This is a genomic window from Micavibrio aeruginosavorus EPB, assembly GCF_000348745.1.
GTDB lineage: Bacteria > Pseudomonadota > Alphaproteobacteria > Micavibrionales > Micavibrionaceae > Micavibrio > Micavibrio aeruginosavorus_A.
The window spans coordinates 183,847-203,854 of the sequence record NC_020812.1 but is presented as its reverse complement, the minus strand read 5'-3'; the positions used below and the strand labels follow the sequence as shown (position 1 = coordinate 203,854).

Genomic DNA, 20,008 nt, shown 5'->3' with positions numbered 1-20,008 from the left:
ATATCAAGACGTTCCGGGCAGTGTGGCACAAATAATACACAAGGTGTTGCAAAGTGGCATCAGCCATCCTCAAGCGTCAGCAGCACCGCCCCGCCCAGCAACAACGTCACCAGCGCCGGGGACCAGGCCGCCAGCAGGACCGGAATCTGTTGCGACGCGCCCAGCGCCTGCAGGAAACTGGACAGGAAGAAGACCAAAAACCCCATCAACACCCCGGCCATAACCATGGCCATCGCCCCGCGGAAGCGTGGCGGCCGCAGCGACACTGTCGCCGCCAGCAACACCATGGCCATAAACAGCAAGGGCTGGGCCAGCAAAGACTGGAAATGAATCGACAGGCGGGTCGCATCAAACCCGGTTTGTTTCAGCGTGGCGATAAAGCCCGGCAATTTCCAGAAGGATAAAGTTTCCGGGGAGGAGAAGCTCTCCTCGATCTCATCCGCGGTCAGCCGGGTTGGCAGGGCATAGTCCTGCACCCGCTCGGCTCGGGTCCCCGGTACGCTGATTTGCACGTCCTGCAGGTTCCATTGGCCACGGGTCAGGCGGGCGCGGGCCGCATCCATCCGGCGCAGGAAATTATTGTCGCCATCAAAGAACAGCACCATCACTTCGCGCAATTCCCAGTCCGGCAACTGAATTTTGGCCGCATGAATAATGGCATAGCCCGCATCGCCGTCATCATCCCCGGGGGCCGGGGTGGCCTCTGCCTGCGGGTCATAGGCCTGCCGCAACCAAAGCCCTTCCTTAAACAGGGCAATCTGGTTGCCCTCGGGCAGGAGGTAGCGGTTTTCCAGCACCTGATACCGCCCCAGCATCATCGCCCCCAGCGGGTTGATGACGGTCATTTGCAACACACCGATCAGAACGGCCACACCCATCACCGGGGCCAGGAACTGCCAGACGGAGAACCCCGCCGCCCGCACAACGATCAATTCACTGCGCCGGGTCAGAACCCAGAAAGTGAACATCGCCCCAAACAGGATGGCGAAGGGAAAAATCATCTGTCCCACCTCGGGCAGCTTGTATAGTCCCATTTCCAGCACGCGGGACAGGCCGACATCGCGTTTCGCCGCCCGGCGCAGCAATTCGACCGTATCGAACAGATACACAACGCCCAGCAAAATGGCCGTGATAAACAGGAAATTGACCGCAAAAAGCCGCCCCAGATAGGCGTTGAGCGTGGCGTGACGGTTGATCATGCTGCACCCTCTTTCTTGGTGCTTTTCGCGCCCGCTATAAACAGCGCGGACAGGGTGCGGCACCATGGTTTTTGCCGCATGGCTTCGCTGGCCCCGCTGAGCAGATAGCCGCACAATAAAAGCGGCCCCAAGACCAGCACATCCATCAAAATGATCCCGCCAATATGGTCCTGCGCCATGTTAAAGGCGGCCAGATACAGCCCCTGAATCCCGACCACGGCGGCAATGGCGGCCACGATCCGGCGGCTTTGCCCGCGGCGGTCCACCGGCCCCAGCAACAAAAACGCCAGACCGATGACGCTGTAGGTCAGGGCCAAAAACGGGCTGATAATCCGGCGATGGGCTTCGACCATAAAATCGCGGCGATTGGCGCGGTCATTTTCATTATTCATGTCGGGACGGAACAGTTCGAACAGGGTCCGTTCCTCCGGCTCGCGCCAGCGCTGGCGCACCACGCCCGACCCTTCCGGCAAATCAATTAGATAACGGTCAAAATCCAGCCGGGTCAGGTTGCCGGTGCTGTCATCCATGGCCTGGCGGGAGCCTTCGTAAACGACAACCTGCTGCCCGGAATCGGTGGCCACCATCACGCCGCGCTTGGCAATCACTGTCACCGGGGTCGGGTTTTCGGCCCGGGTATCGTGAATCATCAATCCGCCCAGCTCGCCATTCTCCAACCGTTCCCGCATATAAACGGTCAGGCCGGGGGCCACCGCATTAAAAACCCCTTCGCGGAAGAGCAGGCTGGAATATTGCGCCTTGATCACCTGCCGCAAATGCTGCATCCCCGCCAAGGTCACCGGGGCCAGCCACGCCGTCATCACCAGCAAAACCACCGACACCCCGACCGCCAGCATCAAGGCCGGACGGGCCAGCCGCGCCGGCGAGGCCCCAATGGCCCGCATGACCACCAGTTCGCTGTCCATCGTCATGCGATTATAAATAAAGACAATCGCCGCCAGCAGCGCGATGGGCAGAATGATTTCAAAGAAGCGCGGCAAGGCCAGCAGGGTCAGCAGCCAGAAGGCCGAGCCCGACGCCCCGGCATTGATGACCAGTTCCAAAAAGCGCAGCGATTGCGTCAGAAAAATAATAGCCGCCAGCACCACGGCAATAAACACCGTGGCGATCAGCAGAGTTTTGAACAGATAGCGGTCAAAGACACCCATGGAAAAAGGCACGCGTCTGGGTTAAAGTTTGTCGGCCTTTATCCATACCAAGCCCGTTCCGGGCGGCAAAGCCGTAAATCTCTCAAAAAGCGGAAAAATCATGACCAAAACCGTCAAAATCACCTTTTCCAAAACCCCGAAGCAAAAATCCGACACGCTGGCCGCCTGCGTTGGCGCCGACGGCGCCTTCAGCCCCGAGGCCGAGGCCCTGAATAAACAAAGCGGCGGCACCATCCGCCAATGGATGGACGCCCAGGATCATTTCACCGGCAAGGCCGGACAGGTCGCCGTGATCGCTGCTCCGAAGAACAAGGACGGCGTGGTGCGCTATATGCTGGTCGGGACGGGCGAAGCCGCCGACCTGACCGCCGCCGAAGCCGCCGTGATCGGGGGCAAATTCTACAGCGCCCTGAAATCAACCGGCACGGAACATGCAACCCTTTTTGCTGCAGCAAAAGGTGCAGCAAAATCGGACAAGAAATCCAAAAAATCTGATGAAAAACAACCCCTTGGTGCGGACGCCACCGCCGCCCATATCGCCGAAGGTTTGCGCCTGCGCGCTTATGATTTTGACCTGTATAAATCAGCCGATAAGGGGAACGGCAAAAAGGGCGACAAGAAGGCCCGCGCCCTGCAATCCGTCGATATCGTTCTGGATGACGCCACCAAAGCCGCCGCGATGGAGCGCGATCTGGCCGCCGCCGCCGCCGGGACGCATGTGGCCCGCGACCTGACCAACGAGCCGCCAAACGTGATTTACCCGGACAGCTACGCCAAACGGATTGCCAAAATGCTGCAGCCCCTCGGCGTCCATGTCGAAATTCTGGATGAGAAGAAAATGGCCAAACTGGGCATGGAATCCCATCTGGCCGTGGGTCAGGGCTCGGCCCGCCCGCCGCGCGTGGTGATTATGCGCTATGCCGGGAAATCGGGCGCAAAGGGCGCAAAATCGGCCAAAACCGCCCCGAAAATGACCAAACCGCTGGCCTTCGTCGGCAAGGGCGTGACGTTTGATACGGGCGGCATTTCCATCAAGCCCGCCGCCGGCATGGACGACATGAAAATGGACATGGGCGGATCGGCGGCCGTGGTCGGTTTGATGCACACGCTGGCCAGCCGCAAGGCCAAGGTCGATGTGGTCGGGATTGTCGGTCTGGCCGAAAACATGCCGTCGGACCGCGCCTATCGCCCCGGCGACATTATTAACTCAATGGCCGGGAAAACGATCGAGGTTCTGAACACGGATGCCGAGGGGCGTCTGGTCCTGTGCGATGCGCTGACCTATGTCCAGAAACATGACAAGCCGAAGATGATCATCGACCTGGCCACCCTGACCGGGGCGATCATGGTGGCGCTCGGACCCGAATATGCCGGGGCCTATGCCAACGACGAAACCCTCTGGACCCAGCTGCACGACGCCAGCCAGAAGACGGGCGAGAAATTGTGGCGGATGCCGCTGGATGATTTTTATCGCAAATCGATGGTATCCACCATCGCCGACCTGAAAAACATCAGCGGGTCCCCCCATGGCGGGTCCTGTACCGCCGCCGGGTTCCTGCAACACTTCATCGAGGGCGACACACCGTGGGCCCACCTCGACATCGCCGGAACCGCCTGGGTCAACGCCGACAAGCCGCTCGGCCCGAAAGGTGCCACCGGGTTCGGTGTTCGTGTCCTGAACCAGATGGTGATGGATTATTACGAGTAAGACGTACACCCGATAGACCATCGCGGTCCATTTCAAATCCCCCTTGCGCATAGTTTTATGACAAGTGGGATTTTTCTTGCCTGCGTGCGACCGCCGTATGTTCGGCCCGACACCCCCATAAATTTCCTAGCCGACCGCGTGTAAAACAGCCCCACCACACCACGTACACACGGACGGACAGATCCCATACACACCCCGCAACCAGCCATCCCGTACATCGCGCCCGGCACAGCCGAGGACAAAGTTATGATGTGTCGCGGTCAAACCAAAATTCCCATAACCATCACACGGACACACCCCGTACACCCATCACAGCCACCACCAACACGCACCCATTTATACGCATACCTCACATACGGACAGCCGTACAAAGTACCCATACACACCCGTACGTCATAATAAAAACAATGCGTTAGCAACCATCTCCCGCCCACACCCACGCATCACCCCGCCAGAGGCAAAAACCGGGTGCCGCCCCGATTTTCAGCGGGAAAAGATTGGAGGTCGGGTGGGTGTCCTGCTATACATCCATCCATTCCCAACCCCAACAGGACCCCTTTATGAGCCCGCCCGCGTCCCCATTAACCATCGACCTGTTCTGTCGGGTGATCGACAATTTTGGCGATATCGGGGTGTGCTGGCGGTTTGCGCGGCAACTCGTCCGGGACCAAAAATGTGGGGTCCGGCTGTATGTTGATGACTTCAAAACCTTTGCCCGGATCGAACCCCGGCTGGACCCATCCGCCCCCCGGCAGGTGATCGATGGGGTCACCATCCTGGTCTGGGATGAGGACGCGATCGGGCAATTTTATAACACGCCAGACCTGCCCATGGCCGATGCAGTGATCGAGGCTTTTGCCTGTGACCTGCCCCAGACGGTCATCGCGGCGATGAAGGCCACCACCCCGAATCCGGTCTGGATCGACCTTGAATACTTAAGTGCCGAGGACTGGGTCGATGGGGTCCATGCCATCCCGTCCACCAACCCGATGACCGGAATGAAGAAGACATTGTTCTTCCCCGGCTTCACCCCGCGCACGGGGGGCCTGAGCCGTGAGGCCGGATTGATGGACACGATCAAAACATTCCAAGCGGACATCGAGGGCCAGAACACATGGCGGGCCCGCCACGGCATCCCGGCCATCGACCCGTCGATCATGGATGTCAGCCTGTTTTGTTATGACAACGCCCCCCTCACCGATCTGGTCCGCATGATCGACCAGATGGGGATGAAAATCCGCTTTCTCGCCCCCGCAGGGGTGGCCCCGACACACAGGGCAGCGTTACAAGATTTCCAATCCGGCCACGTCACCCTGCACACCGTGCCGTTTTTGACGCAGGGCGATTACGACAAATTGCTCTGGACATCCCATGTCAATTTCGTCCGGGGCGAAGATTCCTTCGTCCGCGCCATCTGGGCCGGACGGCCCATGGTCTGGCAGATTTATGTGCAGGAGGAGAACGCCCACCTGGTTAAACTGGACGCGTTTTTAAGCCGTTACAGTGCGAATCTGCCCCCGGAAGACGCGGAGAAGCTTGCACAATTCACTATAATGTGGAATGTAGAAGCCCTTGAAGAGGGCAGCACCCCGGTGATGCGCGACTTTTTTGAGGCCCTGCCCCGGCTGGGCCCCCACGCGCGAGACTGGGCCCGCACCCTGGCCGAACAGGCGGATCTGGCCGACCAGCTTGTCTGCTTTATCCGGAACCAAAAAGATCAAAACTGATATAAGGACATTTATACGATGAAAATCGCCCAAGAACTGCGCTCCGGCAACGTTGTCACGATGGACGGCAACCTGATGCTGATCACCAAGGCTGAATTCAGCAAATCCGGCCGTAACGCGTCCGTGATGAAACTGAAGATGAAAAACCTGATCACCGGCAACTCGACCGAAGGCGTATACCGCGCCGATGACAAGTTCGACGATGTCGTTCTGGACCACAAGGAAGTGAAATACTCCTATAACGACGGCGATAACTATGTGTTCATGGATGCCGATTACAACCAGTACGAAATCACCCCGGATTACATGGAAGACGCGCTGAAATATCTGGAAGATGAAATGCCGTGCGAAATCGTCATGTACGAAGGTCGCCCGCTGTCCATCGAAATCCCGACCAAAGTCGTGCGCGAAATCACCTACACCGAGCCGGCCGCCCGCGGCGATACGTCCGGTAAAGTGATGAAGCTGGCCAAGCTGGCCACCGGCCATGAAATTTCGGTTCCGGCCTTCATCGAAATTGGTGAAAAAGTCGAAATCGACACCCGCACGGACGAATACGTCTCCCGCGCGAAATAATATTGAATTTGAATGACTTAAACCCCCTCCTGCGACCCTGCGGAGGGGGTTTTGCTATGCGCCATATTCATTTCTTGACGGTGCGAAGGCAGACGCGCAAAACTACGCGTCCAATCATAAAAAAGCAGGGATTAAGGGAGCGCGCCATGACGCATTTTTCATTCACCACCCAGGCCGGGCAAACCGACCACGCCAGCGATATCGTCATCGTTCCGGTGTATGACAAACGCGCCCCCGGTGTGGCGACGATGATCGCCCCGCAAACCATGGGCGCCGCCATCAAACATGCGTTGACCACGGATACGCAGTTTATGGGGAAGACGGGCCAAATCCTGACCGTCCCCGCACCGGCCGACAGCGCTTTCAAGAAAATGATTCTGGTCGGCATGGGCGCCGCACAGGGCATGGACAGTTTGCGTGCCGAAACGATTGGCGGAAAAATTTATGCGTCCGTGGCCGCTACGGGCATGACGTCCGTCACCATTCTGGCCAATGATTTCAGCGGCAATGATGCCCATCTGGCCGCCGATCTGGCCCATGGGTTTGTGCTGAAATCCTATGCATTCGATAAATACAAATCCAAGGCCCCCAAGACCCCGGATTACACCATCCGCATCGCCCTGCCCAACCCGGACGCGGCCCGCGAAAAATTCGCGCATTTGGCCCCCGTGGCGGCGGGTGCGTTTTTGGCCCGCGATCTGGCCAACGAACCGCCAAACGTTATGACACCGGGCCACATGGCTGCCCGCGTGTCCGCCGCTCTGGCCCCGCTGGGCATCAGTGTTGAAACCATTCTGGAAGACGGAATGAAGGCGTTGGGCATGGGATCGTTCCTGTCCGTTGGTCAGGGCAGCAGCCATCTGGACCAAGACCGCCGCCAGCGCATGCTGGTGATGCGCTATAACGGCACGGGCGACCCGAAATCCAAACCGCTGGCACTGGTGGGCAAGGGGCTGACCTTTGACACGGGTGGGCTGTCGCTGAAATCCAATATGTCGACCATGAAATTCGATATGGGCGGGGCCGCCGCCGTGGCGGGCGCGATGGCCGCGCTGGCCGGACGCAAGGCCCCCGTTGACGTGGTCGCCATTCTGGGCCTGGCCCGCAATGATATCGGACCCGACGCCAATTGCGTTGACGACATTATCACCGCCATGAACGGCAAAACCATCGACGTGCAAAACACCGATGCCGAAGGGCGTTTGGTTTTGGCCGACTGCCTGACCTATGTCCAGCGCCGTTTCAAACCGCATACGGTGATCGATCTGGCCACGTTGACGGGCGCATGCAAGGCCGCGTTGGGCAGCACGATGTGCGGTGTGTTTTCCAACGATGAAACATTGTCCAAACGCATCCGCACCAGCGGGGCCAAGGTGGATGAACGCGGTTGGCCCATGCCGTTGGGTCCGGAATTTTCCGCGGCCATTCGCGGCACGTACAGCGACCTGGTCAATATTGGCAATGGCGGACCGGGGGCCAGCACGGCGGCCGCGTTCCTGCAGGAATTTATCGAAGGCAAAACCAAATGGGCACACCTGGACATCGCCGGCGTGGCCAATGGCGTGTTCGGTCACCCGACCCTGCCCGATAAAATCGGCACCGGGTTTGGCGTGCGGTTATTGAACCAATTGATCATGGATCATTTTGAGAAAAAGCCGAAAGCGCCGAAAACGGACGCTGCACCCGCCCCGAAAGCGTGATAGAAACAGCGGATGAGCGAAATTCGTTTTTACCATCTGCAGACACAGGATCTGGGGCAGGCCCTGCCCCAGGTTTTGACCAAGGCCCTCAGCGGCGGCAAGCGCGTGATTATCCGCCTGCCGAATGACGACATCGCCGAAAAAATGGCCGCGCATTTGTGGACGTATAATCCCGATTCCTTCCTGCCCCATGGCACGAAGAAAGACGGGTTTGCCGAAGATCAGCCCATTTACATCACCGCCGGAAACGACAATCCCAACAAGGCCGATGTGCTGATCACCGGCATGGGCGTCGCCCCGGATGATGTCGACCAATTCGCGCTGGTGTGTGAATTTCTGGATGGCCACGACGATGCCCAAATCGCCGCCGCGCGCGGGCGATGGAAAACGTATAAAGAATCCGGCCATGCCATTACATACTGGCAACAAACGCCGACAGGCGGATGGGAACAGAAGGCGTAAGTGCCCCCCTGCCGTCCATATTGGTCAATCGCCATCCGTGGTTAAAAAAATCCCGCCAGTTCGAACCGAACGGCGGGATTTTTTATTTGATCTGTCGCAGACGCTTAGTGTGCCGGGGCGGCCTCTGCCGCAGGGGCCGCGTCAGCAGCCGGAGCGGGCGGAGCCAATTCAGCTTCTTCTGCTGCGATCTGGGCCGCGGACGGCAGAGCCGCCGGAGAATCAGACAAGGTGCGCAACCATGCAATAACAGCGGCGCGATCTTCTGGTTTTTTCAGGCCAATGAAGTTCATTTTCGTATCGGCAATATAGGCTTTCGGCTTCCACAACATATGGTTCAGGCTGTCGTAATCCCATTTGCCACCTTTGGTCTTCATGCCATCGGAATAGGCGAAGCCAGCCAGGTGTGCCTTGTTCGCGTTCACGATGCCGTACAGGTTCGGACCGATGCCGTTGGCACCGCCTTTGTTAAAGCTGTGACAGGCAGCGCAGGCCTTGGCCGCTTGCTCGCCACGCGCGACATCAGCAGAGGCCAGCATCGCCAAAATCGGTTGCGGGCCCGTCGGAGCGGCAACAGCACCAGCGCCGTCTTCGACCACGCCTTCGATCTTGTATGCATTTTCATGCAGCTTGTGCGGATGAATCACCGTGTGGGAAATGAATCCCGTCAGGCTGGCGACAATACCGGCCACCAACACGGCGGCGAAAATTTTGTTAAATTCCATGTTGTCCATGGTGTGCGGACCCTAATCTCAAAAACGCGTACGGAAAGAAAGGTTTAACATGCGGCGACCCGTTTGGCCCCCACCCCTTGCGGTATACAGATAAACGGACAAAAAGCCAAGGGGTGGATGGGGGTGATTGCGGAACAAATGCAACATTATGACAAAATATTTAACCTAGGCGCACTGGCGTGAAGCTCCTACACTGTTCGCATCGTTTTTCAGGCCCCTTTTTTCGGCGGCCCCCACCCCCAACCCCGAGGACACCCCCATGGCAACCCACGCCGAACTGGCCGCCCGCCTGCTGCGCGACGCCGCTTTCTTCTTCCGCACCGTGGCCGAACAGAACCCGGTCCTGAAAGACCAGATGGAAGAAAACGCCACCGTGTTTGAACAGGTAGCGAATATGGTCGAAGCCGATCCGCTGGGGCATTTACCGGACGGGGAGTGATGGGGTCGCCGGGGCTTACGTGAAGAAATAAAGCCCGGTTGTTTTACTGCGCCACAGAAGCCAACCCGATAGCGCGGCGAAAATACCGTCCATGACGACCATCCCCATCAAGAAGGGGGGTGAGTCCATATTACTTATGGGCGCGTATCCCATAAGTAATATCAAAAGCCACGCTGAAAATATAAAAAGATACCCCCAAATCCAAGAAGGTGTCCGTTTGACCTGCTCGTGCGCAGGGACAATGAAAGGACCAAAAAATCTACCGAATAAAAGCAGACTGCCGCACAGAACACTAAACGACACCCAGAGAAAAAGATGCCCCGCGTAAAATAGTGTATCGAAGCTAACGGCATTGGCTTCGGATAGAGCCGTTAACAAAACAGCCGAGGATAAAAACAAAACCATCGAGGTTCTAATAAAGAGCAAAATCCATCTTTTTTGCTCTTTATTGATATAGAAGGCATCGCCTGGCCCGCACCAAGGGTAAAAAATCTCCAGATCGCCAGAAGTTTTTTCAAAATACAAATTTTCACTGAACAGAATATTGCAGATTTTCTGCCCGATATTCTTTTCCATGCAGCGGCCCCATATATTAAACAGGCTCAACCCGAAACGTCGTTTCGTCTTTTAATCCAATAATTTTCACCGATGTCCCTGCGGGGGCATCCGGCCCGACGACGGCCCATGTTGTGTCGCCGACACGGGCGCGGCCGCGGCCGTTTTCGATGGCTTCTTCCAGAATAACGGTGGTGCCTATATGGCGGGCATGGACGTTGTTGCCGATACCGCCCGGTTCTTCGCGTGTTTTTTGCGGCAGGAAGCGGCGGGACACAAAATAGGCCGCAACACCCAGCACGCCGAATAACGCGATTTGTACCGGCAGGGTCAGCATGGGCGCGACAAAAACAATCACCCCCACAATCGCCGCGGCCAAGCCGATCCATAAGAACGCAAAGCCCGGCAGCACCATTTCCATCACCAGAAACAACGCGGCAAGGGCGAACCAGCCCCAGAATAAATTCAGTGATTCCATGATTATCGTTCCGCCTCTATCCGTTTTATTGATTGCGGCGAAACGCCGCGGGCCAGCCCCAGAATAAATTTAGTGATTCCATCATCACGTTCCTTCTATTTCGTCATACTGGCGGGGTTATTCTTTCCACGGACTTTTTGTTGCGGCGGCGCTGTCGCGCGCCAGGCCCGCATCGCGGATCAGATCGTTGATTCCGCCCAATGCGCCGATCACGCCGGAGGCTTCGAGCGGCATGAAGATCAGTTTCTGGTTCGGGGAAATCGCAAATTGCTTCAGCGTTTCCACATATTGCTGGGCCACGAAATAGTTGATGGCATTGACGTTCCCGTTCGCAATCGAATCCGAAAGCATCTGTGTTGCACGCGCTTCGGCTTCGGCCTCGCGTTCGCGGGCTTCGGCATCGCGGAAGGCAGCTTCCTTGCGACCCTCGGCCTCCAGAATGGCGGCTTGTTTTTCACCTTCGGCGCGCAGGATCTCGCTCTGGCGAATCCCTTCGGCTTCCAGAATGACGGCGCGGCGTTCGCGTTCGGCCTTCATCTGGCGCGCCATGGAATCGACCAGATCGCGCGGCGGAGAAATATCGCGCACCTCAATACGCGTGACTTTGACACCCCATGGGGCCGTGGCTTCGTCCACCACACGCAATAATTGGTGATTGATCTTTTCCCGCTGTGACAGCAATTCATCCAGATCCATCGACCCGATCACGGTCCGCAAATTGGTCATGGTCAGGTTGAGGATGGAAAGATTGAGTTCAGACACCTGATACGCGGCCTTGACCGCGCTCATCACCTGAAAGAACACGACGCCGTCGACCTTCACCATGGCGTTGTCTTTGGTAATGGCTTCTTGCGACGGGACGTCCAGCACCTGTTCCATCATGTTGATGCGGGCACCGATGCCTTCGACAAACGGAATAATCAGGTGCAAGCCGGGGCCCAAGGTGCGGGTGTAACGGCGGAACATTTCCAGCGTGTATTCATAGCCCTGCGGCACTGTGATGACGCCCTTGAACGCCACGAACAGGAACATGATAAACACGATAAAACCGAAGGAAATAAAACCGTCCATGGAGAAAATGTCCTTGTGTTGAGGAGCGCGAAACGCAGGAGGAAAGCAGGGATTCGATTACATTTTTGTGCCGACAATATAGGCGGCAACGAAGGCAATCACACCACACACCACCGCGCCACCCAGCGCCATGACCGTGCCGGAGATGCGGATCCCTTTGCGCTCATATGTTTTCAGCGTCATATCGACGCAGCGGTTGTTTTTCGGGTCGGTGTATTTTTGTTTGATTTCGACACGGCAATATTCGTCCGTGGCGAACAAGGTTTCCGCCTGTTCGACCGCTTTGGTCATGTCGGAAAAGGAGTCGTGTTTTTTCCAGCGATCGCCCGAGGCCCCGCCAGATTTTTGAAAGCTGTAGACGCTGTATTCGATGGCGCCCGGTGGTGCGGATTTCTTGGCAGAATCGCGCATGGCGGCTGAAGGCATTGAAAACCCCTTGCTTCGTCTAAAATATCAATTTCAAAAAACACACACCCCGGCGCTTGGAGAAAGCGCAGGACTCTCCATCCCTGAATTTTGGCTAAAAACTTTAATAAAGCGTTAACGGGCTGTTTTTATCCCCCGCACAAACCCCATTTTCCGTACTGATCCCCGCTTGTATAGGGCGGAGTCTGGGGATAAAATGGTGGACAAGGTGCTTTGCCTTACCCTTTCAAACCGGCCCTCTCGGGTCATTTTTTCATAATCATACCCTCTGGACTGTCTTTCGCCATGGCCCGTTCCCGCCGTTCTTCGCGCTCCCGTTCTTCATCCCGTCAAAAGGGGCCCTCCTTTGTGCCGGAGCGGATTCAGGCCTTTGCCGCCAACCGTCTGGTTGATGGATTTGGCGGCGCGATTGCGCTGGCCGGGCTGGCCATGGTGGCCGCGTTGATCAGCTATCACCCCGCCGATCCGTCGATGAACACGGCCAGCGCCGCCGATGACATGCTGGCGGGTACGCAGAACTGGCTGGGCACGCCGGGGGCGTTTATGTCGGATTTGTTTTTGCAAACGCTGGGCATCGGGTCGTGCGTGTTTGCGCTGGTGCTGATTGCGCTTGGCGCGCGGGTTATTCGCCGCACACCCATTCGCCCGCTGACATTGCGGTTTGTGTTCACCATTCTGGCGGCGTTGTTTACCGCCACCGCGGCGGCCCGCCTGCCCTCTGGCGGATGGATGACGCAGGATTGGTTGGGTGGCAGTGGCGGTGTTGTCCTGCTGAACACGCTGGCCGGATGGTTGCCGGGGTCGTCCACCGGATTGGGCGCACACACGATTGCCGCCATGATTGCAGCGGTCGGGGCGCTGGCCTGCCTGCCGCTGGCCATGGCCGTGACGAAGGATGAGGTCGTTTATGTCTGGGATTCAGTACGGTACATGGCCGCATGGACAGCCGAAAAGATTATGGGGGCCGCCCATGCGTTTTATGATTGGGTCCGTCATTATTCCGATCCGGAATACGTCGCCCCGGCCCGCGAACGCCTGACCCAATTGGAGGCTCCGAAATCCCGGTCCCGCCGCGCCCGCATCACCGCCGATGATGACGACGACGTCATTGACGCGGAGTATGAGGAAGAAGACGAGGATGAGGACGACGAGGAATACGAAGACGATGACGAGGAAGAAGTGGACGAGGAGGATGAAGATTCCGCCCCGCAACTGCGCGCGCCGGTAAAGGCCGCCAAAGTCGTCAAGCCGGAAAAGGCCATGAAAAAAGCCCCGAAAACATCCACCAAGCAACGCCAATTGGCGCTGGCCACCGCCGATGGCGAATGGGAATTCCCGTCCACCGATTTGCTGCGCGAATTGCCGGACAATCTGGGCGATGGGCAGATGGACGAAGCCACGTTGCAGAAAAATGCCGAATTGCTGCAAACCGTGTTGCAGGATTTCAATGTTCAGGGGGAAATTGTATCCATTCACCCCGGCCCGGTTGTGACATTGTACGAACTGGAACCCGCACCGGGCGTGAAATCATCGCGCGTGATTTCACTGTCCGACGATATTGCCCGGTCCATGTCGGCCACGTCGGTGCGGTGCGCCGTTATTCCGGGTCGCAACGTCATTGGTATCGAATTGCCGAACCGCAAACGCCAGACCGTGTTTATGCGCGAAATGCTGGAAACATCGGATGTTCAGGACGCCAAGGGCGCGTTGCCGTTGATCCTGGGCAAGGATATCGGTGGTCAACCAATCATCGCCGATCTGGCCCGCATGCCGCACTTGCTGGTCGCCGGGACCACCGGTTCGGGGAAATCGGTCGCCGTGAACACGATGATCCTGTCGCTGCTGTACCGCCTGCCGCCGGAGAAATGCCGCTTCATCATGATTGACCCGAAGATGCTGGAATTGTCCGTCTATGATGACATTCCGCATTTGCTGTCCCCTGTCGTGACCGAACCCGGCAAGGCCGTTGTCGCCCTGAAATGGACGGTCAAGGAGATGGAAGACCGCTACCGCGCCATGTCGAAACTGGGCGTGCGGAACATCGAGGGGTATAACGAACGCCTGCGCGAAGCCCGCAAGAAGGGCGAGGTTCTGACCCGTCGTGTTCAGACCGGATTTGACGGTGACACCGGCAAGCCCGTGTTCGAAGAACAGCCGATGGATATGAATGAAATCCCGTATATCGTCGTTGTGGTCGATGAATTTGCCGACCTGATGCTGGTGGCGGGCAAGGATGTTGAAAACGCGATCCAGCGTCTGGCCCAGATGGCCCGGGCCGCCGGTATCCATTTGATCATGGCCACCCAACGTCCGTCCGTTGACGTTATTACGGGCGTTATCAAAGCCAACTTCCCCACCCGGATTTCGTTCCAGGTCACATCCAAAATTGACTCCCGCACCATTCTGGGCGAAGGCGGGGCGGAACAATTGCTGGGCATGGGTGACATGTTGTACATGGCATCCGGCGGCCGCATCACGCGCGTCCATGGCCCGTTCGTGGCGGATGATGACGTCGAAAACGTTGTCACCTTCATCAAGAGCCAGGCCGAACCGTCTTATATCGACGATGTCACCGAGGGCGGCGATTTCGGTGATTCCGAAATCATGTCCGCGATGTTCGGCGAAGGCGGCGGCGGCAATGACTGCGATGAGTTCTACGACAAGGCCGTCGCGCTGGTCGCCCGCGAACGCAAGGCATCAACCAGCTTTATCCAACGTCACTTCCAGATCGGCTATAACCGCGCCGCGCGGATTATGGAGGAGATGGAGCGCCAGGGCGTGGTCAGCCGCGCGAGTGCGACAGGCAAACGCGAAGTTCTGGTCGGGGATTATTCGGACGCCTGACCCCTTGCATATATTACCATAACCACGCAACAAGGCCGGTTCGGGATACACCCTGATCCGGCCTTCTTCATGCCTTTCTTTCGCCGGGTTGTTTGGGTACAAATGACCCCATGAAAACACGTATTTTGACAGTTTTGACCGGGGTGGCTCTTTTGGGGGCCGTGGCATTCATTGGCACCGGGGCAGCCGCCCAAACCGCAGCCCCGACAGACATGCCCGCAACCGCCGTCACGGCGCCGCAGGCCGTTCCGGCCCTGGCCCCCGGCGTGATTGCGTATAGCCCGGACCAGGCCGCCGCCGTGACCGCACAGGCCGAGCAATGGTTGCAGGCCCTGAAAACCGCGCGGGCGCGCTTCCTGCTCACCGCCGGGAACGGCACGCAATTGATCGGGACGTTCTACCTGAACCGTCCGGGCCGCTTGCGGTTTGATTATGATGATCCGGTGAAGGATTTCGTCGTGGCCGATGGCGTGTTCATCTATTTCTATGACGCCAATCTGGGCGAACAATCCAACGCGCCGATTGGCCAGACGCTGGCCGACTTCCTGCTGCGCAGTGACATTCGCCTGTCCGGCGATGTGAAGGTCGACAGCGTGGTGGAAAGCGGTGGGTTGATCCAGATTAAACTGAGCCAAAGCGCCGATGCGGGTGCGGGCAGCCTGACCCTGGGCTTCACGCGGGAGCCGTTCCAGTTGAAAAAATGGCGTGTCGTCGACCCACAGGGATCGGTCAGCGAAGTGGAATTGTTCCAGATGCAGACCGGTGTTGCGCTGGAGCGTGATTTATTTGTCTATCGCGACCCGCAAAAAAAGCCTGGTTCGCTGAACCAATAGGGTATAACGAGGCATCTTGAATGGCCAGCAAACGGAGACCGCGATTGAGCGATACGCTGAAAGCCAGCGCTGATCCGGCAGCCGCGCACACATCTGGTTCATGCACCGGAATGTGTGCCGCCCTGCCCCCTGCACCGCCACCCGCGCCCCTTGATGCGGTGGTGGAGGGGATTGATGCGCCCAGCGCCGATATCCGCATTCTGCGCCTGCGCCTCTCCAACAATGCGCGCCTGACCTATCGGGCCGGGCATTATGCCGATCTGGCCGTGGCGGGTTTGCCCGCGCGGTCTTATTCCATTGCCAATGCGCCCGATGCCAATGGCACCGCCGACCGTCTGGAATTTCACATCCGAAATACGGGCGGCGCGGCCAGCCAGCACGTCACCACGCAGTTGAAAATTGGTGACAATGTCACCATCACCGCCCCCATGGGCAATGCCACATTGGCCCCGGGATGCGTGAAACCGATTATCGCGATTGCCGGCGGCATGGGATTGTCACCGATGAAGGCGATCGTTGAATCCGCGTTGAACACCGGACATCCGGGCCCGGTCACATTGTATTGGGGCGTCAACCATGGCGACGACCTGTACCTTGCCAATCATTTCCGGACGCTGCAGGCCACGCACCCAACATTTCGATTCGTCCCCGTTGTACAAGATGACAAAAGCCGCCCGGCCGATGCCAAGGGTGGCATGGTCGGCGACGTTGTGATTCACGATCATGCCGATTTGTCCGGTGCGTCCATCTATGTTGCAGGGCCGCCACCGATGGTGTCCGCCGTCATTCCGCAATTGCTGGCGCACAAGGCCCATCGCGGGGATATTCATACCGATGATTCAGCCGCCCGCGCCGGCGGTTTGGGTCGCCAGCCAACGGGACATCACCCATGAGCCAGAGCAACAATTACGGGCGCGATGACGGACCGATGGATCAATTGATCCGCGCGTTTGCCAATCTGCCCGGTCTGGGGCCACGGTCGGCGCGGCGCATTGCCCTGCATCTTCTGTCACGCAAGGACAGTGCGATGAAACCGCTGGCCCATGCGCTGGACCATGCGGCGGAAACCATTCGCACCTGTTCGGCGTGCGGCAATCTGGACATGGTCGATCCCTGCCGCGTGTGTCAGGACACCAGCCGCAATGCGCGCACATTGTGCGTCGTTTCCGGCGTATCGGATTTATGGGCGATTGAACGCACTGGTGCGTATAAAGGGCGCTATCACATCCTGGGTGGTTTGTTGTCGGCATTGGACGGGATCGGGCCGCAGGATTTACGCATCACATCGTTGTTGGAGCGCGTGAACCGGGACGGATTTGATGAAATTATTCTGGCGCTGGCCGCAACAGTCGACGGACAGGCCACAGCCCATTACATCACCGACCGTCTGAATGGAAATGCCACCGGGACCCAGAGCGTGAAAATCACACGGCTGGCGCACGGCATTCCCGTGGGTGGCGATCTGGATTATCTGGATGATGGCACCATCGCCACGGCGTTGAAATCGCGCGCGTGAATAATATGATCGCGGGTCCAGTTCACGCGCGCGCTGGTTTCCCGTAACAAACACCCATCTTACGGTAATCTCAAAGTTGTGATTAAAATGAATCACATGATTCAGAAACCGTTGGCGAAGCGAATCACACGCTGTACAAAGAACGGCGTAGATTCTTTGCCTTATCGTTCACTTGGTTTTTAAAGGAACGGGAAAAGACAGAATGTCCGACTCGGTATTTCACATCGACGCCGACCTTGTTTTGCCGCTGGCGAAATTGCCCACCCGCCGAAAAATCATTGACCGTCTGGCCGATCTGGCCGCCTCCCCTGCCTCTATGGAACCCGCCGCCATCGCCGCACGTTTGTTGCAGCGTGAGCGTCAGGCCACATCCGGTATTGGCGGTGGTGTTGCCATTCCGCATCTGCGGCTGCGCCTGCTGGACCGTCCAGTTTTCGTGATGATGACCTTGGCCGGCCCCGTTGATTTCGATGCAGTGGATCGCCAGCCCGTGGATATTGTCGCCATGCTGTTGTCACCGGAAGCCGACGGCCCGTTGCATCTGCGCCGTCTGGCGCGCCTGTCCCGCCTGTTGCGGGATGATGCGGTCTGCACCGCGTTGCGCCGCGCCCGCAGTGAAAGCGACATTCGCATGGCCCTGGACGCCCCGATGGTGCGCACGGGCGGAATGTTCGCGGCATAATCCACCGCCCGGTGTTGGAAAACACCACACCTATCCCGAAGAACCCCCGATTCGGTCCGATTCGTCGCAATCCGCGCCCAATTTCCACAATCGCATCACAATAACCCTGTACACTGTATGTATAGTTATGGAAATTATATAGCGTGTGCAATGGCGGGCAAGGCCGGATTTCCTATGGTTTGACACCGGCGCGCCCGTTTTTCACCGCCCTCATCCATCCCGCGATTGCGTGTAAGTATGCTTGTCTCTTGACTTTTTCGCAGGTTCGTGTATGGATATGTAAATACTCCGTAGCATTATTGTGTTGACGGCGCTGGCCTTTCGGGACGAGCCCGATCGTGAAGCAGCGCGCGATAAAAACGCCCATCTGGGCAAAGGGAGCCGATGAACATCATGTTGAATATTCCGTCGATTATCCGCAGCTATAGCCGCGAGCATTTCATTCCGCGCAAGGGTTTCATCCGTGGACTGATCGTCCGCAACAGCGACAAAACCGAAGACCAACGCCACACAACGGCGCGCCAATGGCAAAACCTGCGCATGAATTTGCGCGCGATGGCCAGCAACGACATCAAGCAATAAGCCACCCGCACCATATTGCGCCCATGAAAAAAGCCGGTCCAACGACCGGCTTTTGTTTTTATGATATCGCGGCGCGCCTTATTGGACGCGCACGGGTTCCAGATCATTCTGGCGGGTCAGCACCAGGGCCGCATCGAAATTATCGTGGTACCCCAGTGGCGTCCCATCAGCCGCATGGATGGAAAACACCTTTTGGCCGTTCAGAATGGCCGGGCGCACATAGGCAACATGCTGCACGCCAAAGCCCAGAAAATCCTGCGCAGAAATGTCGCGAAGGGCGGACGCCGATTTGCAGTCCGTGGTTTTGCAGTCCGTCATGGCAATTCCCCTTTCGGTAGAATGTATAGGAAAGATCCTAAGCAACGCTTAAGACAATGCGCGTTGCTTAGGGGTATGCGGGTGGTTTCAGGCCTTATTTGTTGTGCTGGCCTTCAACGTCGATTGCCTTGCGGGACGAATGACCATTCTGGCCAATTACATTTTGGTCCTTGATGGCAATTTTACGGGCCGCGGATTCGGGTTCGACCCGTTTCATGTCGATATGCAGAAGACCGTTATCCAGCGACGCACCATCGACTTCAATACCGTCAGCCAGAATGAACGAGCGTTGGAATTGTCGTGCCGCGATCCCGCGATGCAGGTACAGGCGCGTATCGTCGTCTTCGGCTTGGTGGCCACGGATGGTCAGTTGATTGTTTTCAACTTCAACATCCAGATCATTCATGGTGAACCCGGCAACCGCGAGCGTAATGCGCAGCCCCGTTTCCCCGATCTGTTCAATGTTATAAGGCGGATAACCGTCGGATGTTTTTTTGATCCGGTCCAGTGTGCGTTCAAATTGTTCGAAGCCCAGAAACAGGGGTGAATCGAACACGGTCAGGCGTGATGTCATAATAATCCTCCTTCAACGATAAGCGAGGTTTGGTGTTGTTCAGACCGCCCACCCCCGAAAAAGCCCGGATACCCGGCACCGCTGGTGGTGTGCAATCGATGGCCCGGCCATCCGGCACCATCCATTTAAATATATAGAAAACCCCCCGCCTTCATCAAGGCCGGGGGTTCAAAATTAGAGGGCGATGAATTGGCGGATTTTCGCAGTTTATGCGGATTTCTGCTCAAACTGGCGGTCGCAATACATGCATTCCACGGTTTTCCGGCCATCAAACGTGTACCAGACCATCGGGTGGCCCAGAGCCCCGCCCCCGCCATCGCAGCAGACTTCGTCGCAATCCGCATCAACAACAATGATTTCAGGGGGTTGGGTGGAGGCGTTTTGCATTGTCATAATCATAAAACCTTTAACGCGATCG

General features: G+C 57.5%; 22 protein-coding genes. 12 read left to right on the top strand and 10 right to left on the bottom strand.

The genetic code is table 11. The features are described 5' to 3' along the window. Positions 1-59 precede the first annotated feature (59 nt). A complete protein-coding gene (lptG, locus tag A11S_RS00905; protein WP_015466587.1) occupies positions 60-1,199 on the bottom strand; it encodes an LPS export ABC transporter permease LptG in 1,140 nt (379 codons plus the stop codon). After that, complete coding sequence (gene lptF, locus A11S_RS00900) at positions 1,196-2,368, bottom strand: LPS export ABC transporter permease LptF (protein WP_015466586.1); 1,173 nt, start codon at positions 2,366-2,368, stop codon at positions 1,196-1,198. The genes lptG and lptF overlap by 4 nt, the downstream gene beginning before the upstream one ends. A gap of 100 nt (positions 2,369-2,468) precedes the next feature. On the opposite strand from lptF, the gene A11S_RS00895 reads away from it, so the two are divergent. The 5 genes from A11S_RS00895 (at position 2,469) to A11S_RS00875 (ending at position 8,541) form a co-directional block, all read left to right on the top strand. After that, the gene (locus A11S_RS00895) at positions 2,469-4,076 is read left to right on the top strand and encodes a leucyl aminopeptidase (RefSeq protein ID WP_235067863.1); all 1,608 of its coding nucleotides are present in this window, start codon (positions 2,469-2,471) and stop codon (positions 4,074-4,076) included. A 560-nt stretch (positions 4,077-4,636) separates the two neighbouring features. Then, a complete protein-coding gene (gene earP / locus A11S_RS00890) occupies positions 4,637-5,803 on the top strand; it encodes an elongation factor P maturation arginine rhamnosyltransferase EarP (protein ID WP_015466584.1) in 1,167 nt (388 codons plus the stop codon). A gap of 18 nt (positions 5,804-5,821) precedes the next feature. Then, entirely contained in the window at positions 5,822-6,379 is a 558-nt protein-coding gene (gene efp / locus A11S_RS00885) for an elongation factor P (RefSeq protein WP_015466583.1), read from the top strand. 146 nt (positions 6,380-6,525) lie between these two features. Then, positions 6,526-8,079 (top strand): leucyl aminopeptidase, encoded by a 1,554-nt coding sequence (locus A11S_RS00880; RefSeq protein WP_015466582.1) that lies wholly within the window; start codon positions 6,526-6,528, stop codon positions 8,077-8,079. A gap of 12 nt (positions 8,080-8,091) precedes the next feature. Further along, a complete protein-coding gene (locus tag A11S_RS00875; protein WP_015466581.1) occupies positions 8,092-8,541 on the top strand; it encodes a DNA polymerase III subunit chi in 450 nt (149 codons plus the stop codon). Positions 8,542-8,645: 104 nt separating this feature from the next. Here the strand turns inward: A11S_RS00875 and A11S_RS00870 are convergent, their stop codons facing one another. Then, positions 8,646-9,272, bottom strand: coding sequence for a c-type cytochrome (locus A11S_RS00870; RefSeq protein WP_015466580.1), 627 nt, complete (start codon positions 9,270-9,272; stop codon positions 8,646-8,648). A gap of 259 nt (positions 9,273-9,531) precedes the next feature. Between A11S_RS00870 and A11S_RS00865 the strand changes: the two genes are divergently transcribed. Then, positions 9,532-9,711, top strand: coding sequence for a hypothetical protein (locus A11S_RS00865; RefSeq protein WP_014101753.1), 180 nt, complete (start codon positions 9,532-9,534; stop codon positions 9,709-9,711). Positions 9,712-9,726: 15 nt separating this feature from the next. Here A11S_RS00865 and A11S_RS00860 read toward each other — a convergent pair whose 3' ends face one another. From A11S_RS00860 to A11S_RS00845, 4 genes are all read right to left on the bottom strand, one after another. Further along, complete coding sequence (locus A11S_RS00860; RefSeq protein WP_041802310.1) at positions 9,727-10,287, bottom strand: hypothetical protein; 561 nt, start codon at positions 10,285-10,287, stop codon at positions 9,727-9,729. A 16-nt stretch (positions 10,288-10,303) separates the two neighbouring features. Beyond that, a complete protein-coding gene (locus A11S_RS00855; protein ID WP_015466578.1) occupies positions 10,304-10,744 on the bottom strand; it encodes an NfeD family protein in 441 nt (146 codons plus the stop codon). A gap of 117 nt (positions 10,745-10,861) precedes the next feature. Beyond that, positions 10,862-11,815: an SPFH domain-containing protein gene (locus tag A11S_RS00850; protein WP_015466577.1), complete on the bottom strand. Its 954-nt coding sequence runs from the start codon at positions 11,813-11,815 to the stop codon at positions 10,862-10,864. Positions 11,816-11,872: 57 nt separating this feature from the next. Further along, positions 11,873-12,241 carry a hypothetical protein gene (locus A11S_RS00845; RefSeq protein WP_015466576.1) on the bottom strand — a complete coding sequence of 123 codons (369 nt, stop codon included), beginning with the start codon at positions 12,239-12,241 and terminating at the stop codon, positions 11,873-11,875. 348 nt (positions 12,242-12,589) lie between these two features. On the opposite strand from A11S_RS00845, the gene A11S_RS00840 reads away from it, so the two are divergent. The 6 genes from A11S_RS00840 (at position 12,590) to A11S_RS00815 (ending at position 18,698) form a co-directional block, all read left to right on the top strand. Then, positions 12,590-15,085 (top strand): DNA translocase FtsK, encoded by a 2,496-nt coding sequence (locus A11S_RS00840; protein ID WP_015466575.1) that lies wholly within the window; start codon positions 12,590-12,592, stop codon positions 15,083-15,085. 110 nt (positions 15,086-15,195) lie between these two features. Then, complete coding sequence (locus A11S_RS00835; RefSeq protein ID WP_041802308.1) at positions 15,196-15,918, top strand: LolA family protein; 723 nt, start codon at positions 15,196-15,198, stop codon at positions 15,916-15,918. Positions 15,919-15,962: 44 nt separating this feature from the next. After that, positions 15,963-16,811, top strand: coding sequence for an FAD-binding oxidoreductase (locus tag A11S_RS00830; RefSeq protein ID WP_015466573.1), 849 nt, complete (start codon positions 15,963-15,965; stop codon positions 16,809-16,811). Beyond that, positions 16,808-17,434: a recombination mediator RecR gene (recR, locus tag A11S_RS00825; RefSeq protein WP_015466572.1), complete on the top strand. Its 627-nt coding sequence runs from the start codon at positions 16,808-16,810 to the stop codon at positions 17,432-17,434. Before A11S_RS00830 ends, recR begins: the two co-directional genes overlap by 4 nt. Before the next feature lie 202 nt (positions 17,435-17,636). Beyond that, entirely contained in the window at positions 17,637-18,116 is a 480-nt protein-coding gene (locus tag A11S_RS00820; protein ID WP_015466571.1) for a PTS sugar transporter subunit IIA, read from the top strand. Positions 18,117-18,500: 384 nt separating this feature from the next. Then, positions 18,501-18,698, top strand: a complete 198-nt coding sequence (locus tag A11S_RS00815; RefSeq protein WP_015466570.1) for a hypothetical protein — start codon at positions 18,501-18,503, stop codon at positions 18,696-18,698. A 78-nt stretch (positions 18,699-18,776) separates the two neighbouring features. On the opposite strand, the gene A11S_RS00810 is transcribed toward A11S_RS00815, so the two are convergent. The 3 genes from A11S_RS00810 to A11S_RS00800 all read right to left on the bottom strand — a co-directional run bounded on the left by A11S_RS00810 (position 18,777) and on the right by A11S_RS00800 (position 19,983). Beyond that, positions 18,777-19,016, bottom strand: coding sequence for a DUF1150 family protein (locus A11S_RS00810; RefSeq protein ID WP_014101741.1), 240 nt, complete (start codon positions 19,014-19,016; stop codon positions 18,777-18,779). 94 nt (positions 19,017-19,110) lie between these two features. Next, a complete protein-coding gene (locus tag A11S_RS00805) occupies positions 19,111-19,590 on the bottom strand; it encodes an Hsp20 family protein (RefSeq protein WP_015466569.1) in 480 nt (159 codons plus the stop codon). Between the two features lie 207 nt (positions 19,591-19,797). Continuing rightward, a complete protein-coding gene (locus A11S_RS00800) occupies positions 19,798-19,983 on the bottom strand; it encodes a zinc-finger domain-containing protein (RefSeq protein WP_041802824.1) in 186 nt (61 codons plus the stop codon). Positions 19,984-20,008: the final 25 nt, after the last annotated feature.

Bases quoted from the DNA above. Each gene is read 5' to 3' on its own strand.
- A11S_RS00875 (WP_015466581.1), top strand. From the start codon at position 8,092: ATGAGCGAAATTCGTTTTTACCATCTGCAGACACAGGATCTGGGGCAG.
- A11S_RS00835 (WP_041802308.1), top strand. From the start codon at position 15,196: ATGAAAACACGTATTTTGACAGTTTTGACCGGGGTGGCTCTTTTGGGG.
- recR (WP_015466572.1), top strand. From the start codon at position 16,808: ATGAGCCAGAGCAACAATTACGGGCGCGATGACGGACCGATGGATCAA.
- lptG (WP_015466587.1), bottom strand. From the start codon at position 1,199: ATGATCAACCGTCACGCCACGCTCAACGCCTATCTGGGGCGGCTTTTT.
- A11S_RS00860 (WP_041802310.1), bottom strand. From the start codon at position 10,287: ATGGAAAAGAATATCGGGCAGAAAATCTGCAATATTCTGTTCAGTGAA.
- A11S_RS00895 (WP_235067863.1), top strand. From the start codon at position 2,469: ATGACCAAAACCGTCAAAATCACCTTTTCCAAAACCCCGAAGCAAAAA.
- A11S_RS00805 (WP_015466569.1), bottom strand. From the start codon at position 19,590: ATGACATCACGCCTGACCGTGTTCGATTCACCCCTGTTTCTGGGCTTC.
- A11S_RS00855 (WP_015466578.1), bottom strand. From the start codon at position 10,744: ATGGAATCACTGAATTTATTCTGGGGCTGGTTCGCCCTTGCCGCGTTG.
- A11S_RS00815 (WP_015466570.1), top strand. From the start codon at position 18,501: ATGAACATCATGTTGAATATTCCGTCGATTATCCGCAGCTATAGCCGC.
- A11S_RS00810 (WP_014101741.1), bottom strand. From the start codon at position 19,016: ATGACGGACTGCAAAACCACGGACTGCAAATCGGCGTCCGCCCTTCGC.
- A11S_RS00820 (WP_015466571.1), top strand. From the start codon at position 17,637: ATGTCCGACTCGGTATTTCACATCGACGCCGACCTTGTTTTGCCGCTG.
- A11S_RS00845 (WP_015466576.1), bottom strand. From the start codon at position 12,241: ATGCCTTCAGCCGCCATGCGCGATTCTGCCAAGAAATCCGCACCACCG.
- earP (WP_015466584.1), top strand. From the start codon at position 4,637: ATGAGCCCGCCCGCGTCCCCATTAACCATCGACCTGTTCTGTCGGGTG.
- A11S_RS00800 (WP_041802824.1), bottom strand. From the start codon at position 19,983: ATGACAATGCAAAACGCCTCCACCCAACCCCCTGAAATCATTGTTGTT.
- A11S_RS00870 (WP_015466580.1), bottom strand. From the start codon at position 9,272: ATGGACAACATGGAATTTAACAAAATTTTCGCCGCCGTGTTGGTGGCC.
- efp (WP_015466583.1), top strand. From the start codon at position 5,822: ATGAAAATCGCCCAAGAACTGCGCTCCGGCAACGTTGTCACGATGGAC.
- A11S_RS00850 (WP_015466577.1), bottom strand. From the start codon at position 11,815: ATGGACGGTTTTATTTCCTTCGGTTTTATCGTGTTTATCATGTTCCTG.
- A11S_RS00865 (WP_014101753.1), top strand. From the start codon at position 9,532: ATGGCAACCCACGCCGAACTGGCCGCCCGCCTGCTGCGCGACGCCGCT.
- A11S_RS00880 (WP_015466582.1), top strand. From the start codon at position 6,526: ATGACGCATTTTTCATTCACCACCCAGGCCGGGCAAACCGACCACGCC.
- lptF (WP_015466586.1), bottom strand. From the start codon at position 2,368: ATGGGTGTCTTTGACCGCTATCTGTTCAAAACTCTGCTGATCGCCACG.